Source organism: Bacillus cereus group sp. MG9, assembly GCF_040459995.1.
In the GTDB taxonomy this organism is placed as follows: Bacteria; Bacillota; Bacilli; order Bacillales; family Bacillaceae_G; genus Bacillus_A; species Bacillus_A mycoides.
The window spans coordinates 2,619,859-2,637,325 of the sequence record NZ_JARVHC010000001.1; the positions used below are offsets into that span (position 1 = coordinate 2,619,859).

The following is a 17,467-nucleotide window of genomic DNA, read 5'->3' on the forward strand; positions in this document are numbered from 1 at the left end:
TAGTAAAATATAAATATACGAACAAACGTTCTTTTTATTTTAATTGTACATGAAGGGATGATTTTAACAATGACTCAAGCAAAGCGCAGAGGAAGAAAAAAGCAAACACCTATTATTTCAAATACAGGCTTTATCGGCTCTGTCTTTATTGATACATTGGAGTTACAAAAGAAATCCTATTATTTCGCTCGTAAAAAACTTCAAATTGTTCATCACGTACTAGATGGTCTATCTGGGGCAACGAGTGCATTATTTAAAGAACATAATATATCCGCATACATGTCATGTGTGTATTTACATAAACAAAAGAAAATCGGCTTTGTTCTTTCAACAAAACCTTTTGAACAAAGTGATGGTGTTTCTTATTTTATAAATTATTTGATCGAAAAGAATTTTTATGGTGACGAAGATATTGAATATCAAGAAGTATTTAATACAGGTTTTATTGGTGTAGTATTCGCGGATTTATCTAGTATAGATCGCTTTAATTTTGAGTTTGAAATGGGTATGTTAACGAAATTAATGAAAGATATGATCATTCCTGTTAAAGAACTCTTTTTACGCCACAATGTACCGGCTTACATCTCCACTTCTCATTTAGAGGAGCAAAATAAATTAGGTTTCGTTCTTTCTGTAAAGCCATACGATGAACGTGCAGAAGCAGATTTATACTTCGAAACATATTTAAAAGAACGTGGATTATTTATTGGTGATGAAGAGGATGATATTGATAAGATTGTTATTAGAAAGACGGCTGAATTACGATAGTCTTCCAGTACAACTCACATTAATAAATTGTTCAGTATTTAATTTAAACTTAATACCTTCCTATTGCCAATAGGAAGGTATTAATAATTTATTAGCCCTTATGCTTTTCATACATCTCTATTTTTTTATTTAGTAAATCTTTACCCCAGATTTGCATTGCTTCTAATACAGGTATAAACTTTTCCCCCTGCTCTGTTAAAGAATATTCTACCTTTGGTGGAACAACTTTATAAACTTCTCTGTGTACTAGCTCGTCCTCTTCAAGCTCTCTTAATTGTCTAGTTAAGATTCCTTTTGAGATGCCAGGTAACATCCTCAATAATTCATTAAACCTAATGATTTCATTTTTGCTTAAATGCCACAAAATCACGATTTTCCATCTTCCTGCAATTGCATTTTGGGTAACTATTAATGGACAAATTTCTTGCTGTGTTTCTTCAGAAACCGATTCATCTTGATAACTAAAACGTGCCATAATAAAATCTCCTTTTTCGCTAAGTACTATTTTTATGACTATGTTATTAAATTGTGCCTACTTACATAAATCCTTCTTAAGAAATAGCATATGTAATGTATACAAAAATCAAAAATAACGCTGTATGTAACGGAGGAGATTGTATGAAAGTTTTAGTAACAGGTGCAAGCGGAAATTTAGGTTCTAAAATTGTTGAGTATTTACTTACCAGATTATCAATTGAAGAAATAATTGTTGGTGTACGTGATGACAAGTCTGAAAAAGCACTTAGTTATAAGGAACAAGGCTTAGAAGTACGTGTAACGGATTTTGAAAATCAAAAAACCTTGTTTTCAGCATTCAAAGATGTTGATCGTTTATTCATCATGTCAACATTTGGTGACTTTGATACAGTTATACGTCAGCATACAAATGCAGTAGAAGCTGCCAAAGCAACAGGTGCAAAACAAATTATTTATCCAAGTGTTACAAGAGCAGAAGGAAATGACTTTTTCCTAGCGGGCATGCATAGAGCACGTGAAGTAGCAATTATTGAATCAGGTATTCCTTATGTGATTCTGCGTAACAACTGGTATGTAGAAAATGAACTTGGTACAATTCAAAGCTGTATGGCTGGTGCCCCTTGGGTGACTTCTGCAGGAGAAGGGAAAATCGGTTGGGTATATCGTCCGGATTTAGCTGAAGCAGCAGCGAATGTTTTGGTAGCTGATGGTCACAAAAATAAGATTTATGAACTTTCTGGTGAAAATTTAAAACAACAGCAATTTGTTGATACATTAAGTGAAGTATTAGGAAAAGAAATTCCTTTATTAGAAGTAGATGACTCTTCTTATGAAGGAATGTTAAAAGGTGCTGGAGTACCTGAAGCCTACCTTCCAATGTTAGTAATGATTCAAAAAGGGATTCGTGAAGGAGGATTAGAATCAACACATACCCATTTGAATTTCTTATTAGAACGTCAGGCTACACCATTAAAGCAAGCATTAACACATTTATTAGTAAATACAAAATAGATAAATCAAATTCCACAGCCGAAATCAAATAATAAATTTTGTATTTAAAAAAGTGCCTTTACTTCGACCACCTATCACTTTAGTTAAAGAAGGATTTTTAAACAACATTATTATTTTTTAAAGGACTTTATTGCAAAATAAGCATCTTTTTTGTTACTTAACAAGTTCACTTAGCTACGCAAAACACTATAATCTTTTGAATGAATTTCTAAATTTAACTTATTTGAGTAAGCCTTATTCAAAATAAGAAATACTATCCCTCCTGTAATTGGAAGCGTGTAAGCAGGGATATAATTTAATACTAATCCTGATAATGCCAATGCTATTGGCTGCATCATTTTACCTATACTTAATCCAATACTGAGTACCCTCCCCCTATATTCATCAGGAATCTCTTTTTGCATGAAATAAATTAAAGGAATATCAATTAACGCTATTATTAGCCCTAAAAAGAACATAACAACACAATACGTAATAACGTATACAAAATCATTTACTTCAAAACTTTTGAATAGAACTGGAATTCCTGAAATAATCATAAAAACTGCCAACATTGAACTTAGCTTTTTCAAAAGATAAGAGTAAGAAAAACGATTAGTTATCTTTTTTACTAAAATTGCACCAATTATCATCCCTACTGGAAAAGTCCCTTGAATGATACCAAATTGCTTAGAACTAAGATTGAGAACTGTGTTAATAATGTATGGCAATGGAACAGTTACAGCAAACCCTAAGAAGAAATTAAGTGAAATTAAAATTCGAAACGTATTCTTTAAGCTTTCCTTTTCAATTAAGTATGAAAACCCCTCTTTTATATCTTTAATAAAATTAATTCTCCTTTTTGGGCATTCCTCATTTATGTTGAACTCGAACAGTTTAAAATGAATAAATAATATGGATATACCCGAAAGAATAAATGAAATACCGTTTATAATTATAAAAATTTTAATATCAAAGACTGCAAAAACGATGCCACCTAACATAGGACCGAGAATTAAAGATACAGAATCGATAATTTTACTTATAGAGTTAATACTCATAAGCCGCTCTTTAGAGACGATATTTGGTTTTGCGGCTTCTAATCCTATTCCAAAAAATGTTGTAAATACCGTCATAAGAAAGGTAGTAGTATAAATGATGAATAAGTTTAATCCATAATAGCTGCTTAATATATAAACAGTTATTAATAAGCATCCACTTAGTAAATCCATACAAATAACCAGTTTCTTTTTATCAACCTTATCAGCAATTACACCGGCAAATGGATTCATAACAATCATTGGAATCGTTCCTAAAATGAGCGTAATCGCAAAATTTAACGCAGATCCGGTTATTTGTAAAACATATAATCCTAATGCGAAACTATATATAGAGCTACCGGATATTGATACTGTTTTTGCAATTGAATATAAACAAATATTTCTTAGTTCTTGGTTTCTTTTTTTATTTTCTATATGTAATCGTAAACTTCCCATAACATTTCCCTCCCGCTGAACTTTGTATTACGTACAGTGTAAGTTCTCGGGTTAACCCAATATCAATATGCTATTATTAAAAACTTCTAAAAGAAAAATTTAAAAAGATGGGGTTAACCCCATCTTTTTCCGAAAAATGAATATGTATAAATTTCTTCTCCTTGAACAAAGAAATCTTCGTACTTTCCGCCTCGATCCAAATAATTCGAAGTTCTTTCATCAATGAATTGAAACTGTAGATTTTGGATTTCTTTCGTTACTTTTGAAAGTGTAAAATTTTCTCGAAACCTAGTTTTAATTTGGCTGTTTATGCTAAAATTTTTAAATAAAATAAATAAACTTAATAAATAACAATCCGTTTTAAAAAGTGGATTTAATTCGTGAAGTAAAAAATCCTCATGCTCAAAACTATAATTGCTCGTACCAGAGTGATCAATTACAATATCAACAGACTGATTCTGAATAGGTATACTTAAAAAATCAGCACAGATAAAGAGAATGTTTCTTTTCGGATTTCTTCTTTCTAATACATCTTTTAAAAATAGTAGTTTATTCAAATCTCGATCAACTGCAATAAATAAGCAATCCTCGGGTAGTTCTTCATAAATATTTCGCAAAAAGAACCCAAGACCCGATCCTATATCAAGTAGTATTTTGTTATTTAAATCTAATTGCATTAGTTTCTTTTTCGCCCATTCTCCTTCTCTATGCATATTTTCCAAATATGCAGTATCAGTTTCATGAATATAATCTGAAATAGAACTTTCAAGTGAAGATCGCTCATATGCTTTAAATAAATTGCCAGCTGTTAGAATACCTGAAGTAATAATGTATTCTTCCCCACAGTTACAAATTAACTTTCCCTCTGTAATTTGATTGCAATTAATAATTCCATTTTGAAGAATTAGGTTTTTGCTACACTTAGAACATGTAAGTAAATGAAGTACGCTTAAATCTATCCCAATAATAGAATTCGGAGTTTCATTTGTTAGCGATAAATCATTTAACACTTCTTTTAATTTATCCCTTCTCTCCTCTAAAATTTGTATTTCTTGTTCAAACATTTCGTATTTCGATTTAAATAAAGATTGGTAAAGAGTATCTTTTTCGTAATTCATAGATTTCGCTAAATTTTGATAAAGAAAAAGTTCTTTAATTTCATTCAAACTAAAACCTAGCCATTTGTACTCTAATATAAGCTCTATATCTTTTTGACAATACTCATCAAAAAAATAATGGCTACCCTTCTTTTCAGGAATAATTAGTCCGAGATCCATATAATGTCTAATTGTATCTATACTTATATTATTTTTTTCTCCAAACTTTCCGATTTTCATAATATCACTACCATTATAATATTTGTTTATACATACTTCTTTTTTTTAGTAGAAAATCCTTTTATCTATACATTATTATTTGTGATACGGGAATGATGTAATGAAGCTTTTATATAATAAAAAAACCCGCGAATTATTCACGGGTTTTCCTCTTAATAACTAATTGCTATTGTTCCTTCACCTGCATGAACAGCAAATGAAATCGGCAATGGATAAAGCTTGAAATCCATTTCAGGGAATGCTTGTTTAATATCTAAAATCCATTCTTCAGCTCCATCTTTATCGTTAGCATAGAACATATGAAGTACTTTTGGTAATTCTTTTTCAAGCTCATTTTTAATGTATTCTCTACATTTTTGGATTTTACGCACTTTCTTTTCAAGTAAAAGTTCTCCGCCTTTTACTTCTAAGATTAAGTTGACACTTAATAAACTTCCAAGTAAAAATTGAACTCCCTTTACTCGACCACTTGCATATAAACCTTTTAAGCTTTTTGGAAATACATAAAAAGGCCTTCTTTTTTCATCTACTAATGTTTTATGTATATCTTGTAAAGTCATACCATCATTGTATAACGTTTTAGCTTTTCTCAAAAGTTCATCCATTGGATAACTTGTCGTTTCACTATCTAATACAGTTAAAGGGAAACCTGCCATATCAGCAGCTAGCTTCATATTTTGATAGGTCCCACTTACTTTTCCGCTAATAGCAACTGCAAAGCCTTCTTCATATTCTTCTTTGCATTTAGTAAATAATTCTACCATTTCCCCTATGTTAGGTTGCGAAGTAGTAACTGTTCTTCCATCATTTAACGCTTCATAAAGACGTTTATGAACTCCTTCTTCACAATCCTTATAAGACACTCCATCAATAATAACTTCAATTGGGATAACAAAGTTATCACCATCTGTTGTAAAACTCGCAGTTGTACTATCAGTAAACCAAGCAACACGCTTCATGTTGTTCCTCCCTTATTCTGTTCCTCTTTTCTGACTTTTCTATATATTTATCTTACGAAAAGAGAATATCCCCTGTAATAGTAACAGGACTTTAATATTTTGGCTATAGAAGATGTATAATAAATGTGAATGTTTTTTGTCTATTTGTCAAAAAAAAAGAAAACCACAAAATTTTCCGGTCTTCTTTTAACATTACTTAAATGTTTCGTTATCTAAAATTACAACATAATCATTCGTCAATCGGCCAGCTTCTTTCGTATAATTAACAAGCCTTTGTATGTTATCACAGCTAAGTTTTGCTCCCCATACGAGTAATGGTACGCCGATAAAGTCGATGTGGAACCTTCTAGAAAACAGGCCACCGAAAGTCATTGGTAAAGGAACTGTTGGTGATGTATTAGAAAAAATAATCTTTTCATGGCTGTGATAATGTTTTTGCAGAATCTCTCCTAAATGCTTCATCGCAGGTACAACGACTTTGGATGCCCCGCACCCAATTGTATATACAGGATTCCCATATTCATCTTGTCCATGAAAAATAATCTTTCCCATATCCTCTGTTTTCAATTTATTAAAGTAATCTACATTTAATATTTCTTCTTTCGTTAACTTACGATCTGTTGGTAATTTATTTAAATGATAAGCTGCAGCGAGTGCAGTTGAATGCGTTCCACCGAAATCTGTGTAAATGAATATCATATTATCATCCCTTGTTGTAAAAGTTCAATATTATTTAGTATTACCGTTCACAGCGTTGTTAAACAAGGGACGAATGTATTTACGCTTTTTGTGTTAATTCATTATATTTTTTCCAAATATAATAGCGTCTACTAATTACGGTACCTAATGTGATACATAAAAAGGCATTCGTTACAACCATTAATGTGTGGTGAGTACTGCCAGGAAACATACTTTGCTTAATCACGATTTTCGCACCTAAAATAACAAGGAGAATAATTGTACTTAACCAATTTCCTTTTCGTAATACATGACCTGTTTCACTATCTAATCGAAATGTTAAAGCTTTTCCCCTAATAACTCCAAGACCCAATCCAATTCCAAGCATTGCAACGAAGAGAAGTCCTTGCAATATATTTAATTGTCCCATATGAATAATGGACTGGATTGTTACAAAGCACAGCAAAGCCGGAATGAGCCAAATACGATTAATATTCACTTTGTATTCCTTACCTTGAATTAATACAATTATAAGAATAACAAGTAGAATAACAAATAGAATATCCATTTAGAGTCCTCCTATATACTTGTTTACCTTTGAAAATTATATTCGTCTCTGTTCATATCATACTTGAAATACGATAGCTACTTTAATTTGTATAATATGGAATGTGATCTCCCATCAGCCTTAAGCATAATTCATAAAAGTAAAAAGACGTACTTTTTACTCATACGTCTCCTACTACTTGGTCTTCATATATAGCTACTAGTTCAATTGCGGGATTTTCATATTTTTCTTTCGCTCTAAGTACATTGTCATAATATGCTGTATCTAAAAAAGATAACGCACGGCAACGTACCTAGCCTATTTCGTCTTCTTTTTTATATGCACTAATTTTTATATCCATGTAATTAAAAAGCTACTTCTATTTCTACCATTAGTTTTTCAGGGCCTGCCCCTTTATGATAGCAGTAAATAATTTGCATCCTGAGGCAATTCCAAATCTTGTTTGTAGTGTATTGTTTATACATTCACTTCGGTTAGCATATCCAAATGAATTTTCATAGATAATATCATCATCTTTTTTTATTAAGACTACCCCAGAAAAATCTATATTCTGATGTATTTCTTTTACAATTTTCTCTATTTGATCTTTTGTTTTTATCATAATAACCACCCTTGTTTATTGGTATTGTTCTTTCCCCTTATTATTTTTCCATATATAGGGTAAAGAAACCTCCTATTCACCCACCCTTTAGTTTCAAATAAAAATCAAGGTAATTATTTCGATTTTATTGATTCAGCGGAATATATCTTAGACTGCGATGGTAATAAGGTAAACACGCACAATATGATAGTAATAAGTAGCATTACCAGTACTCCTACAATGACCACAAGTTGCATAGAAGTGAATTGAGTTGCAACGCCGAACAGAATCGTTATAAAAATTGTTAAAACAGCTATAATGAGCCCGTATATACTCCCGATTCGTCCCATCATATGAACCGGAACGTTATTTTGATAAAATGTGTAAAATCCTGTATTTGCATATGCCATAGAGAAAGATAGAATAAAGAATCCGATAGCAGCTATTAAAAACTCACTTGAAAAAGCATAAATCAAATATCCGATTGCAATGAATAATGATCCTATCCCAATTAGAAATGAAGGTGCTAATTTTTTTGATAAAATTGTATTTGTTATGGCTCCTAAAATAAAACCCGCTCCAGCGATACTAACTAGGAAGCCATACTCACTATCTGTTAACAATAAAACTTCTTTCGCAAACGATAGTTCAAGTGAATCTATAGCGGTAGCTAAAACCATCATCCCTTGAAATAAGAAGTAAACACAAACAATATACATAGATTTTTTACTAAAATTTAAAACTATGTTCCAATCTTTCTTTAATACAGTTAGTGAAAATTTATCATTGGATGTATTAGAATCGTCTTTTTTATCAAGATTAGGTAAAAGTAATGTAATGAACCCTGATAACAGAAATGCTATAGCATTCATATATATAGCAAACTCTGGTGTACCAGTTATTAATAATATCCCCGCTACTGCTGGACCAATTAAAAATGCACCAGATCCTATTAAACTACGTAGTGAGTTGAAACGTTGTCTTTGCTCTACTGGAATCAATTTCGTCATATATGTCATAGCAGTTGGTTCATAAATCGCACTGGCCATACTTATAAAAAATACTAAGAGATAGACAATCCAAAGGGATGGAACCAAGGGTAAAATAGCGATAAATACTACTCGATATATATCGAGGTGAATCATTAACTTTCGTTTATTTAAACGATCTATCATACTTCCTGACCAAGCGTTTGTAAATAAAGTGGCTAATGGTTTTATCACATATAAAGTAGCGACAGCTAAGGCTGAGCCACCCATATTATAGACAAGTACATTCAGTGCGATTAAATAAATCCATGCACCTAAATTCGCAATACCAACTCCGGACAATAGTAATAAAGGATATTTCCAATCTTTAAGTAATTTTTTCACTTTAGGCACCCACTTTCTAAATTGTTTTAAAAAAACAAAAAAATCCCACCCCCAAGACTTTTAGTCTTAGGGACGAGATTTATCATCGCGGTGCCACCCTAGTTTGTTAATATGTCGCCATATTAACCTTATCAGGTACTGCACTATTTTCATGCTTATACCTTAGCTCTATAACGGGAGCTCCCGTCACACCATCCACTTTTAAAAGGTTCCGATGTGCTGCTCAGAGGCTTGATTCAATAAAGAATTTTTGCTCCTTTTCAGCTAAATGGAGCTCTCTGTGAAAAATTCATTTTATCTACTCTTCTCTTCACTGCATTTGGTTTTTCCATATTATCACATAACTATTTAACTGTAAATAATAAATAATCAGATATTTCAAGCTATGCCAATGTTAATAGTCTTATTTATTATTTTTTCTAAAAATTACGGTGCGTGAAATTAGTTGAATCTCTAAAAAAAAAGAGCCAATTATATATAGGCCCTTCAAAATTTCCAAATTAATTCGTGTTTGCCTCTACTAACGGTTGTAGCGGTGGTTCTAATTCTAGTTCTAAAGTGTCACCCTCTTGTAAATCTTGTCCTTTTTCAATACTTTGACTCGTTACATAGCCCATACCTGAAGTTTTTAAATCTAATTTTAATAGCTTGGAGAAATACATAACATCACGCATTGACCAACCTTTTAGGTTAGGCATTTTCACATTACTTCCTACTAGAAGTATGCGATCTCCTTCACTCATTACTTCGCTAGTCTGTGGATATTGTTTTATTATCTTTCCTTCTCCTAATAATACCGGCTGAAGTTTCTCTTTTTCTGCAATATTTTTTACAGTATCCATTGTTTGATTTACATAATTTTGTACTTTTATTTCAGATTGCTTTGTTGCATCTACCATTTGCTTTTCTGTATATGGTTTCACTTTTAAATATTCTAGACTATTTTTCATAACTGGTTTAAAAATTTCAGCAAGAGGCTGAGCACCGTATTCATTCCCCTTTAATTTAGGTTGCTTAATGGCTAAATATACGACTAATTGTGGATCATCAATTGGAGCCATTCCTAAGAATGAAAAAATATAATTATCTTTCCCTTCCATATATCGTCCATTTTCAGGATTCGGAATTTGCGCTGTCCCTGTTTTACCACCAATCGGATAGCCATCAATTTTATACATCGTTCCCGTTCCTTTTGATGAAGTAATAACTCGCTCCATTAAGTTCCTTACCTCTTCTGCAGTTTCTTTTTTAATCGGATTCCCTATTTCTTTAGGTTGATTTTCCATAATAACTTGTTTATTTGTTGGATTTACAACCTTATCAACAATATAAGGTTGCATCATTTTCCCGTCATTTGCTATAGCTGTGGCCGCTTGTACGATTTGAATAGGAGTTACAGTTGAGCCTTGGCCGAAAGAAGTAGTAACTTGTTGAATTTGAGTATTTAACAATAATGTATTTTTACTTTCTCCAGGTAAATCTATCCCTGTTTTTTGATTGAAACCAAATTTATTCATATATTGCTTGAATTTATTTGGTTTCAGTAACTGGTCTTCTAAAATAGAAAAAGCAACGTTCGATGACCGTTCAAACCCTTCATCAAATGTAATTGAGCCCCATCCATAGCCGCTATTATGATCTTTAATCTCTGCTGAACCAACTGCGTATTTTCCTGATTGGAAATATTCTTTCCCGTTATATACACCTTCATTAATTGCAGAAGCTAATGTAAAAACTTTCATTGTAGACCCTGGTTCGAATGCATTCGCAATTGGATCGTTTAAAAAATATTCAATGTCTCCCTTGTTAGGATTATAACTAGGCTTACTAGACATTGCTAAAATCTTACCTGTTTTTGGATCTGCAATAATTCCTACTAACATAGAAGGGTCATAGTGTTGCGCCGCTTTATTCATCGCGTCTTCTAAAAAACTATTAATTTGTTTATCAAGCGTAAGGTATACGTTATTTCCATTTTTAGCAGGTTCTACTTTTCCTATATCATTTGTAAGTGGGATTCCTTTTCTTGAACCTACATATGAAACATTACCATTTGTAGAGCGCAAATATTTATCCAAACTTTCTTCAAGCCCAAACTTCCCCACCGCATTACCTTTATCGTCTGGTCTTGCAAAACCAAGTATATACGAGGCGAAATCTTCATTTGGGTATACTCTGGCTTTTTCTGTTGTGAAAGATACACCTGGTATTTTCAAATTATTAATCTCTTCCTTCGCTTCTCTAGATAAGTTACGTCCAATTTTACCAATTTCAACTTGCGTACGTCCTTCGTGAAAATTTTTCATGATCTCCTCTTTATCAACTTCAAGCGCATCTGCTAAACGTTGTGCGGTATCTTCTTTATCTTTTAATTTATCTTTTCCTTTTAGGTTTACAACGATGCGATATGTCGTTGAGTCTTGGACTAATACTTTACCGTTTTGATCATAAATTGTCCCGCGATTTGCCTCTAAAACTCCATTTTTGTTTTGTTGTTCCTTCGCAAGATCCTTTACATTAACATTATGCACGACTCCTACTGCTTGAATATAAAATATACGTAAAAGCATAGTAAGAAACAAAACAATAAAAGCAATCATCATATATCGAGCGCCTTTATTCGTTTGAAGTTTATGCATACTAATCTCCTTTCCTTTACAATGCATTAATGCGAAGATGCACTTTTTTATTTTAGATACTATATTTTTCGTAGTTTTTTCAGTGAATTCCTCTAAAACGATAAGAAAACAATCTAAGTTGCTATTTGTTTCTGATCGTTTATGTTTTTAAATATTAAATACGGTGAGTGAAATTTTTCGAATCTTCAAATAAAAAGAACCTACTTTTTGGTAGGTTCTTAAGTTTACGCTATGTGGTTATATTTCGCTAAAAAAGGAACTCGTTTTGCTACTAGTGAATACATTTTGAAAATAAAACTTGCTAACGGTTCAAATATACGTGCGCTTTGCATCACTAATCCACTTGTAATAAATGTTAAGAACGCAGCACCAAGTATATCTAGAGGATAATGAACGCCTACGTACATGCGTGATACACCGACTAATATTGCCCATATTAACGCGATATATTTAAGTTTTTCTCCTCTTAGAATAAATACGAAGGCAATCGAAAATACGAGTACAGAATGATCACTTACAAATGATGAATCTGCTGCATGCGGTACTAATTGATTTACATGATGTGTTATAAAAGGACGCGGATGGTAATATACCGCATGTATAAGAACATTTACTAATAATGCAATACTAACTGAAAGTGTCGTATATAACACTGTATATTGTTTTCTAATTGCATTCTCTTTCTTTCCATTATTGAACCATAGGATAAGCATAAATAGTATTGCTACATATGCAGCACTATTTGTAATAGCGATCATTAGCGTATCTAATAGCTTGGATGATCCAGCAAAGTTATTAATCCATTGAAATACTGTGTAATTCATATTACTCTCTCCTTATTATTACTCATTGTACTTTAAATAAAGATACAAGTGTTCTTGATTTACACAGTATACAACATCAATATGAAAATGGACTTAAACTTTTCTCATCTAATTCTCATTTTGCTACTATTCATTTGACAATGGCGTAACTATTTACACGAGCTAAATATGTATAAAGGTTGTAAACCATTTTAAATAGTATGGTGAACACTCTATGCATGAATATAATACATAACATATTCATTTAAATATATTAGTTACGAAATCATATTCTTATTCCATACGAAGGGCAATATTACCGAATTGTTCTCCTTGCTGCATTCGATTTAAAGCTTGGATTGCTTCTTCTAATGGATATACTTTATCAATAATTGGTTTAATATTATGTTTCTCTATAAAATGAACCATCTCATTAAATTCTTCACGGCTTCCCATTGATGTTCCCATAATATCAATTTGATTATAAAATAATGCTCGTAACGGTAATTCGATTTTATCTCCTGAACTTGCACCAAAGTTAACGATTCTTCCATTTGGTTTTAATATATCAAAATATTTTAAGAAAGTCGCCGGACCTATACTATCTATAATTAAATCCACTTTTTCTCCATGTAGGCACTCTTCCCAATTACCAGAACTATTAAAAGAAAAGTCTGCACCATATTTTTCAGCAGCCTTTCTTTTTCCCTCTATCCTTGAAGTAACACTCACCTTTGCTCCAATTGCTTTAGCAAATAACATAGCATAAGTAGCTACACCACCGCCGATTCCCGGAATTAGGACATGTTCTTCAGGTTTTAATCTACCTTTTGTAAAAAGCGCTCTATATGCAGTTAATGCCGATAAAGATAAAACACCAGATTCTTCCCACGTAAGATATGATGGCTTTTCCACTACATTTTCTGCTGGTACAATAACATATTCAGCAAATGTTCCATCTGTTGGTCCACCTAGTACTTCAGGTAACTCTGGTATTTCATGAGTATTATTCCATCCAATACTAGGGTTAATAATAACCTCGGTATGTAGTGAAATATTTGAAACTCCTTCTCCTAGTTCTATAACAATACCTGAACCATCTGACCCTAAAACTAATGGTAGTTCCATTTCTTTTCTATTATTCATTATAAATAAATCACGATGATTTAAACCTGCTGCTTTTAATTTCACTTTAACCTCTCCAATGTTAGGAGTTATCTCAGGTGATAATTTATATTCTAAACCTTCTAATCCTTTTTTATGTTGATGTACAATAGCTTTCATTAATTATTCCCCCTTAATCCTTTCAATTTACTTTAAATATCGAAATAAATAAAATAATTTGATTACTAAGCATCAAAAAAGGAGGAAATACAAAATGTATTCCTCCTTTTAAAGAGTATTTTCAAAAAGAATTTTTTACCTTTAACTATTCATGTGTAGTATCCGGAAATGTAATTGTAACAATTGTTCCTTCGTTTTCTTTACTCTCTAATTGAATAGCTCCGTTATATTTTTCTACAAGCCTTTTTGCAATTGATAAACCTAGCCCATTTCCACCTTGTTTTCGGCTTCTCGCTTTATCAACTCTATAAAAACGGTTAAGAACAAATGGTAAATCAGCTTCAGGTATTCCTGTTCCATGATCTATTATGCGGATTTTAATTTTTCCTGACCGCATACTTGATTCAATGCAAATATACTTATTAGCTCCTTTTGTATATTTCACTGCATTATCCATTACAATAATAATTATTTGTTCTAAGTAAGATGATGGTATTGAAACATACGCTTCATCTGCATCCAATTTCATATCAAATTGAAAGTCAGTTTGCAGTACTGCAAAGTTTTGTGTAACTTGTTTTAATACGCTATTAACATGGACTCGTTCAGCTGCTATTGGATGTATCTGTTCTGATTCAGCCCTTGATAGCTCTAGTAATTCTGAAACTAATTTATTTAATCGATCTACTTCTTTTAAACTGGATTGAAGAGATTTATCCAATATAGCTGGATCATTTTTCCCCCATCGATTCAGCATTGATAAGTGCCCTTGAATAATTGTTAATGGTGTTCTTAATTCATGCGATGCGTCTTCTACAAACTGTTTTTGCTGTGTAAAAGAAGTTTCCACTTCATCCATCATTTCATTAAAAAGAATCGATAATTTTGCGAGTTCATCATTATTTTCTCGTACTGGAACTCTTTCATTTAGTCCGTTTTTCTTAATACGCTTCATCGTATCCGTTATGTTTTGAACACTTGATAAAAGCTTTTTCGTTATAAGTATTCCGCCTAAAAAACTAAACACTAATCCACATATCCCTGCAAAGACCATTACCACTAAGATAATTTTTAATAAATGATCAAATGTCTCTAAGTTTTTCGTAAGTTCAATAGTTCCCGTGAATTTTTTTGTTTGAATTGGTATGCGCTCAACTAATATTCGATCTTCTATATGTCTTTTTATTAAGGATTCATCTTGGGTAACCTGTTTTGGTTTTATCCAAGCTTCATTAAAATCTCGAGAAACAGTAACAATGGGCTTTCCATCATTTCCGATAATACGAATCATTTGATGTTTATCAATCATATTATTTAGAAATTCTTTACTATTTTCAAAAGTTTTGCTCGAGAGCGTTTCGTTTTTATCTTGAAAATATGCCGCTATTTCTGTCAATTGTCTGTTTATTTGTTTCTGTTCATAATCTATAGTCCACTTATTAATTACAATGAATTGTAACGTGCTATACAAAATAAACAAAATGAATACTAGTGTAGTGGACCAAAGTGTTAATTTCCACTTTATAGGTAAATTTCGAATTCGGTGCACAATGTTTTTTATCATTTCATTATATATCCAGCACCGCGAACTGTTTGGATATACTCCTCCTTATCCACACTATGTAACTTATTACGTAAATAACGAACATACACATCGACTATATTTGTCTCAACCATTGCATCATATCCCCATACTTGGTCCAGTAAAATATCACGGGTAAGAACTCGATTAATATTTTTCATAAACATAAGCAGTAGCTCGAATTCTTTATTTGTAAGTTCAATTTCTTCATTTCCTTTAGTTATAGTTCGAGATTCAATCTGAAGCTGTAGATCTTTAAACGAAAGAAATGATGCGTGCTTTTGCTCTGTATTTTCTTCTCTCCTAAAAATCACTCTCATACGTGCTAAAAGTTCTTCAATTGCAAACGGTTTTGGAAGATAATCATCAGCTCCACTATCTAACCCTGTCACACGGTCCATAATACTATCACGAGCAGTCAACATAATAATAGGTGTACTTTTAGTTGCTCTTAGTCGACGACATACTTCCAGTCCGTTTAATCCTGGTAACATTAAATCAAGTAATATGAGATCGTAATTCTTTTCAAGTGCTGCTTCTAATCCCTTTCTTCCATCAAGTTGTATATCTACTATATATCCTTCATACTTTAATTCTAATTCTAAAAAATCTGCTAAGCTTTCCTCATCCTCAATAATTAGTATATGTTGCAACGATACTTCCTCCTATACGATTAAATGAATAAGTAATTCTATTCCGAATATAATTGCAACGATTTGATGTGTTTTTCGATACATTATCAATTTCGTTTTCTTATTAGTTTGTTGTAAAACAAATCCCGCAATCCCTAATGCTATTAAGGTTAAAAGAGAAAATATACCACTGTATACTAGCATAATATGCCGACTTCCTTTTATTAAAAAGTAAACACCGTGAGTAGTCGCAACAGCTATTACAGCGTATCCAATTAATACGTGAAAATGTTTTATAAAAAGATATAGCTCTTTAATTATTTTAAATCTGTGAATATGTTTCTTCTTTAAAAATAACCATATATGACGTAAGAACCATAATGATGCAGCTATAATTACCCCGTATTCACCTAAAGAACCTAATTTCTTATTTAGCCATTGTACATTTAATACATTCCCGTACAAAACATTAATAAATAGCAATTCTACACTACAAACAATAATAGTAATACCGATTATTTTAACATATATATGGAAACATTTATTTCTAAGTATTTTCTCCATTTTATATAATCTCCTTTTGACTCAAAAGCTCTATAATCAGCAGTGTATCAAGTAAAAGAGAGAATAACATGAGAGAAAGATTAAAATAAAATGAGAATCTGCAAACTACTTATATTTTATTTATCTCCTTTTTGGCCAATTCTAATATGTTGCAAATAAACGGTGCTTTTGCATTTGTATATGAAACACGATCAAAAGGATATGCAGCAGCAAGCATCTCTTTTAATACTCTATATTCTTCACGTGCCCACTCATGATTTATTAGAAAGTCTCGAAATAAAAGGTTGTTCCTCCATTCCTCGTTATTATAAATATAAACATGTAAATGGTGGGTACCAGCTCTCCATTTACCTTTTCTAAAAAAACGCCAATTAGGTGTTTTTTTAGGAACATATTCATAGCCAATTTCTTCTAGGGCTTCCCTCCAATTTTCGGTAATTTGTAAATTTGTTACGCCGATCATCATATCAATAAGAGGTTTAGCCCCTAACCCTTCTACGGCTGTGCTTCCTATATGTTCAATAGCAATAATTTCTTCATGGAGTAAAGGCACAATTTTATTTTTTTCATTTAAAAACTCTGTATGCCAATATTGTTGGTACGGTTTAATTATGATTTTTCCATCCATTTGCTTTCCTCCTTATAACTATATATTATTATATTTATAAAATTTAAGTTTATAAATATAGGGATTTCACAAAATATGTCGAATACTGTAATGGACAACTTAATTATAT

General features: G+C 31.8%; 16 protein-coding genes, 2 pseudogenes and 1 other annotated feature. Of the genes and pseudogenes, 2 read left to right on the forward strand and 16 right to left on the reverse strand.

All coding sequences use genetic code 11. From position 1 onward, the window contains the following. Nucleotides 1-69 precede the first annotated feature (69 nt). Nucleotides 70-768: a hypothetical protein gene (locus tag QCI77_RS13305; protein ID WP_078176610.1), complete on the forward strand. Its 699-nt coding sequence runs from the start codon at nucleotides 70-72 to the stop codon at nucleotides 766-768. 91 nt (nucleotides 769-859) lie between these two features. Here the strand turns inward: QCI77_RS13305 and QCI77_RS13310 are convergent, their stop codons facing one another. After that, complete coding sequence (locus tag QCI77_RS13310) at nucleotides 860-1,243, reverse strand: winged helix-turn-helix transcriptional regulator (protein ID WP_113769509.1); 384 nt, start codon at nucleotides 1,241-1,243, stop codon at nucleotides 860-862. A gap of 143 nt (nucleotides 1,244-1,386) precedes the next feature. On the opposite strand from QCI77_RS13310, the gene QCI77_RS13315 reads away from it, so the two are divergent. After that, on the forward strand, nucleotides 1,387-2,256 hold the full coding sequence (locus tag QCI77_RS13315; protein WP_113769510.1) for an SDR family oxidoreductase: 870 nt from the start codon (nucleotides 1,387-1,389) through the stop codon (nucleotides 2,254-2,256). 170 nt (nucleotides 2,257-2,426) lie between these two features. Here the strand turns inward: QCI77_RS13315 and QCI77_RS13320 are convergent, their stop codons facing one another. The 15 genes and pseudogenes from QCI77_RS13320 to QCI77_RS13390 all read right to left on the reverse strand — a co-directional run bounded on the left by QCI77_RS13320 (nucleotide 2,427) and on the right by QCI77_RS13390 (nucleotide 17,358). Then, a complete protein-coding gene (locus QCI77_RS13320) occupies nucleotides 2,427-3,731 on the reverse strand; it encodes an MFS transporter (RefSeq protein WP_113769511.1) in 1,305 nt (434 codons plus the stop codon). Nucleotides 3,732-3,844: 113 nt separating this feature from the next. Next, on the reverse strand, nucleotides 3,845-5,068 hold the full coding sequence (locus QCI77_RS13325) for a methyltransferase domain-containing protein (RefSeq protein WP_113769512.1): 1,224 nt from the start codon (nucleotides 5,066-5,068) through the stop codon (nucleotides 3,845-3,847). 152 nt (nucleotides 5,069-5,220) lie between these two features. Further along, nucleotides 5,221-6,027, reverse strand: coding sequence for a DegV family protein (locus QCI77_RS13330; protein ID WP_002141971.1), 807 nt, complete (start codon nucleotides 6,025-6,027; stop codon nucleotides 5,221-5,223). A 192-nt stretch (nucleotides 6,028-6,219) separates the two neighbouring features. After that, on the reverse strand, nucleotides 6,220-6,726 hold the full coding sequence (locus QCI77_RS13335; protein ID WP_002013190.1) for a DUF3189 family protein: 507 nt from the start codon (nucleotides 6,724-6,726) through the stop codon (nucleotides 6,220-6,222). A 79-nt stretch (nucleotides 6,727-6,805) separates the two neighbouring features. Then, nucleotides 6,806-7,273, reverse strand: coding sequence for a CcdC protein domain-containing protein (locus QCI77_RS13340; RefSeq protein WP_002032414.1), 468 nt, complete (start codon nucleotides 7,271-7,273; stop codon nucleotides 6,806-6,808). Between the two features lie 169 nt (nucleotides 7,274-7,442). After that, nucleotides 7,443-7,613: pseudogene (locus QCI77_RS13345) on the reverse strand (GNAT family N-acetyltransferase); the annotation flags it as partial. Between the two features lie 57 nt (nucleotides 7,614-7,670). Then, nucleotides 7,671-7,874: pseudogene (locus QCI77_RS13350) on the reverse strand (penicillin-binding protein); the annotation flags it as partial. 113 nt (nucleotides 7,875-7,987) lie between these two features. Further along, entirely contained in the window at nucleotides 7,988-9,226 is a 1,239-nt protein-coding gene (locus QCI77_RS13355; RefSeq protein WP_002189759.1) for an MFS transporter, read from the reverse strand. A 65-nt stretch (nucleotides 9,227-9,291) separates the two neighbouring features. After that, nucleotides 9,292-9,549 (reverse strand) — a binding site (T-box leader). Between the two features lie 177 nt (nucleotides 9,550-9,726). Next, nucleotides 9,727-11,865 (reverse strand): penicillin-binding protein, encoded by a 2,139-nt coding sequence (locus tag QCI77_RS13360; RefSeq protein ID WP_353825026.1) that lies wholly within the window; start codon nucleotides 11,863-11,865, stop codon nucleotides 9,727-9,729. A gap of 224 nt (nucleotides 11,866-12,089) precedes the next feature. Continuing rightward, nucleotides 12,090-12,689, reverse strand: a complete 600-nt coding sequence (locus tag QCI77_RS13365) for an undecaprenyl-diphosphatase (protein WP_012261019.1) — start codon at nucleotides 12,687-12,689, stop codon at nucleotides 12,090-12,092. A 273-nt stretch (nucleotides 12,690-12,962) separates the two neighbouring features. Further along, nucleotides 12,963-13,952: a zinc-binding dehydrogenase gene (locus tag QCI77_RS13370; protein ID WP_002141979.1), complete on the reverse strand. Its 990-nt coding sequence runs from the start codon at nucleotides 13,950-13,952 to the stop codon at nucleotides 12,963-12,965. A gap of 145 nt (nucleotides 13,953-14,097) precedes the next feature. Then, complete coding sequence (locus QCI77_RS13375) at nucleotides 14,098-15,516, reverse strand: HAMP domain-containing histidine kinase (RefSeq protein ID WP_016101886.1); 1,419 nt, start codon at nucleotides 15,514-15,516, stop codon at nucleotides 14,098-14,100. Then, the gene (locus QCI77_RS13380) at nucleotides 15,513-16,187 is read right to left on the reverse strand and encodes a response regulator transcription factor (protein ID WP_002032425.1); all 675 of its coding nucleotides are present in this window, start codon (nucleotides 16,185-16,187) and stop codon (nucleotides 15,513-15,515) included. The genes QCI77_RS13375 and QCI77_RS13380 overlap by 4 nt, the downstream gene beginning before the upstream one ends. A 12-nt stretch (nucleotides 16,188-16,199) precedes the next feature. Beyond that, nucleotides 16,200-16,730 carry a hypothetical protein gene (locus QCI77_RS13385; protein WP_012261021.1) on the reverse strand — a complete coding sequence of 177 codons (531 nt, stop codon included), beginning with the start codon at nucleotides 16,728-16,730 and terminating at the stop codon, nucleotides 16,200-16,202. A gap of 109 nt (nucleotides 16,731-16,839) precedes the next feature. Next, nucleotides 16,840-17,358, reverse strand: a complete 519-nt coding sequence (locus QCI77_RS13390; RefSeq protein ID WP_353825028.1) for a GrpB family protein — start codon at nucleotides 17,356-17,358, stop codon at nucleotides 16,840-16,842. Between the last annotated feature and the right edge of the window lie 109 nt (nucleotides 17,359-17,467).

Coding starts and splice junctions, on each gene's coding strand:
- QCI77_RS13305 (WP_078176610.1), top strand. CDS start 70: ATGACTCAAGCAAAGCGCAGAGGAAGAAAAAAGCAAACACCTATTATT.
- QCI77_RS13310 (WP_113769509.1), bottom strand. CDS start 1,243: ATGGCACGTTTTAGTTATCAAGATGAATCGGTTTCTGAAGAAACACAG.
- QCI77_RS13315 (WP_113769510.1), top strand. CDS start 1,387: ATGAAAGTTTTAGTAACAGGTGCAAGCGGAAATTTAGGTTCTAAAATT.
- QCI77_RS13320 (WP_113769511.1), bottom strand. CDS start 3,731: ATGGGAAGTTTACGATTACATATAGAAAATAAAAAAAGAAACCAAGAA.
- QCI77_RS13325 (WP_113769512.1), bottom strand. CDS start 5,068: ATGAAAATCGGAAAGTTTGGAGAAAAAAATAATATAAGTATAGATACA.
- QCI77_RS13330 (WP_002141971.1), bottom strand. CDS start 6,027: ATGAAGCGTGTTGCTTGGTTTACTGATAGTACAACTGCGAGTTTTACA.
- QCI77_RS13335 (WP_002013190.1), bottom strand. CDS start 6,726: ATGATATTCATTTACACAGATTTCGGTGGAACGCATTCAACTGCACTC.
- QCI77_RS13340 (WP_002032414.1), bottom strand. CDS start 7,273: ATGGATATTCTATTTGTTATTCTACTTGTTATTCTTATAATTGTATTA.
- QCI77_RS13360 (WP_353825026.1), bottom strand. CDS start 11,865: ATGCATAAACTTCAAACGAATAAAGGCGCTCGATATATGATGATTGCT.
- QCI77_RS13365 (WP_012261019.1), bottom strand. CDS start 12,689: ATGAATTACACAGTATTTCAATGGATTAATAACTTTGCTGGATCATCC.
- QCI77_RS13370 (WP_002141979.1), bottom strand. CDS start 13,952: ATGAAAGCTATTGTACATCAACATAAAAAAGGATTAGAAGGTTTAGAA.
- QCI77_RS13375 (WP_016101886.1), bottom strand. CDS start 15,516: ATGATAAAAAACATTGTGCACCGAATTCGAAATTTACCTATAAAGTGG.
- QCI77_RS13385 (WP_012261021.1), bottom strand. CDS start 16,730: ATGGAGAAAATACTTAGAAATAAATGTTTCCATATATATGTTAAAATA.
- QCI77_RS13390 (WP_353825028.1), bottom strand. CDS start 17,358: ATGGATGGAAAAATCATAATTAAACCGTACCAACAATATTGGCATACA.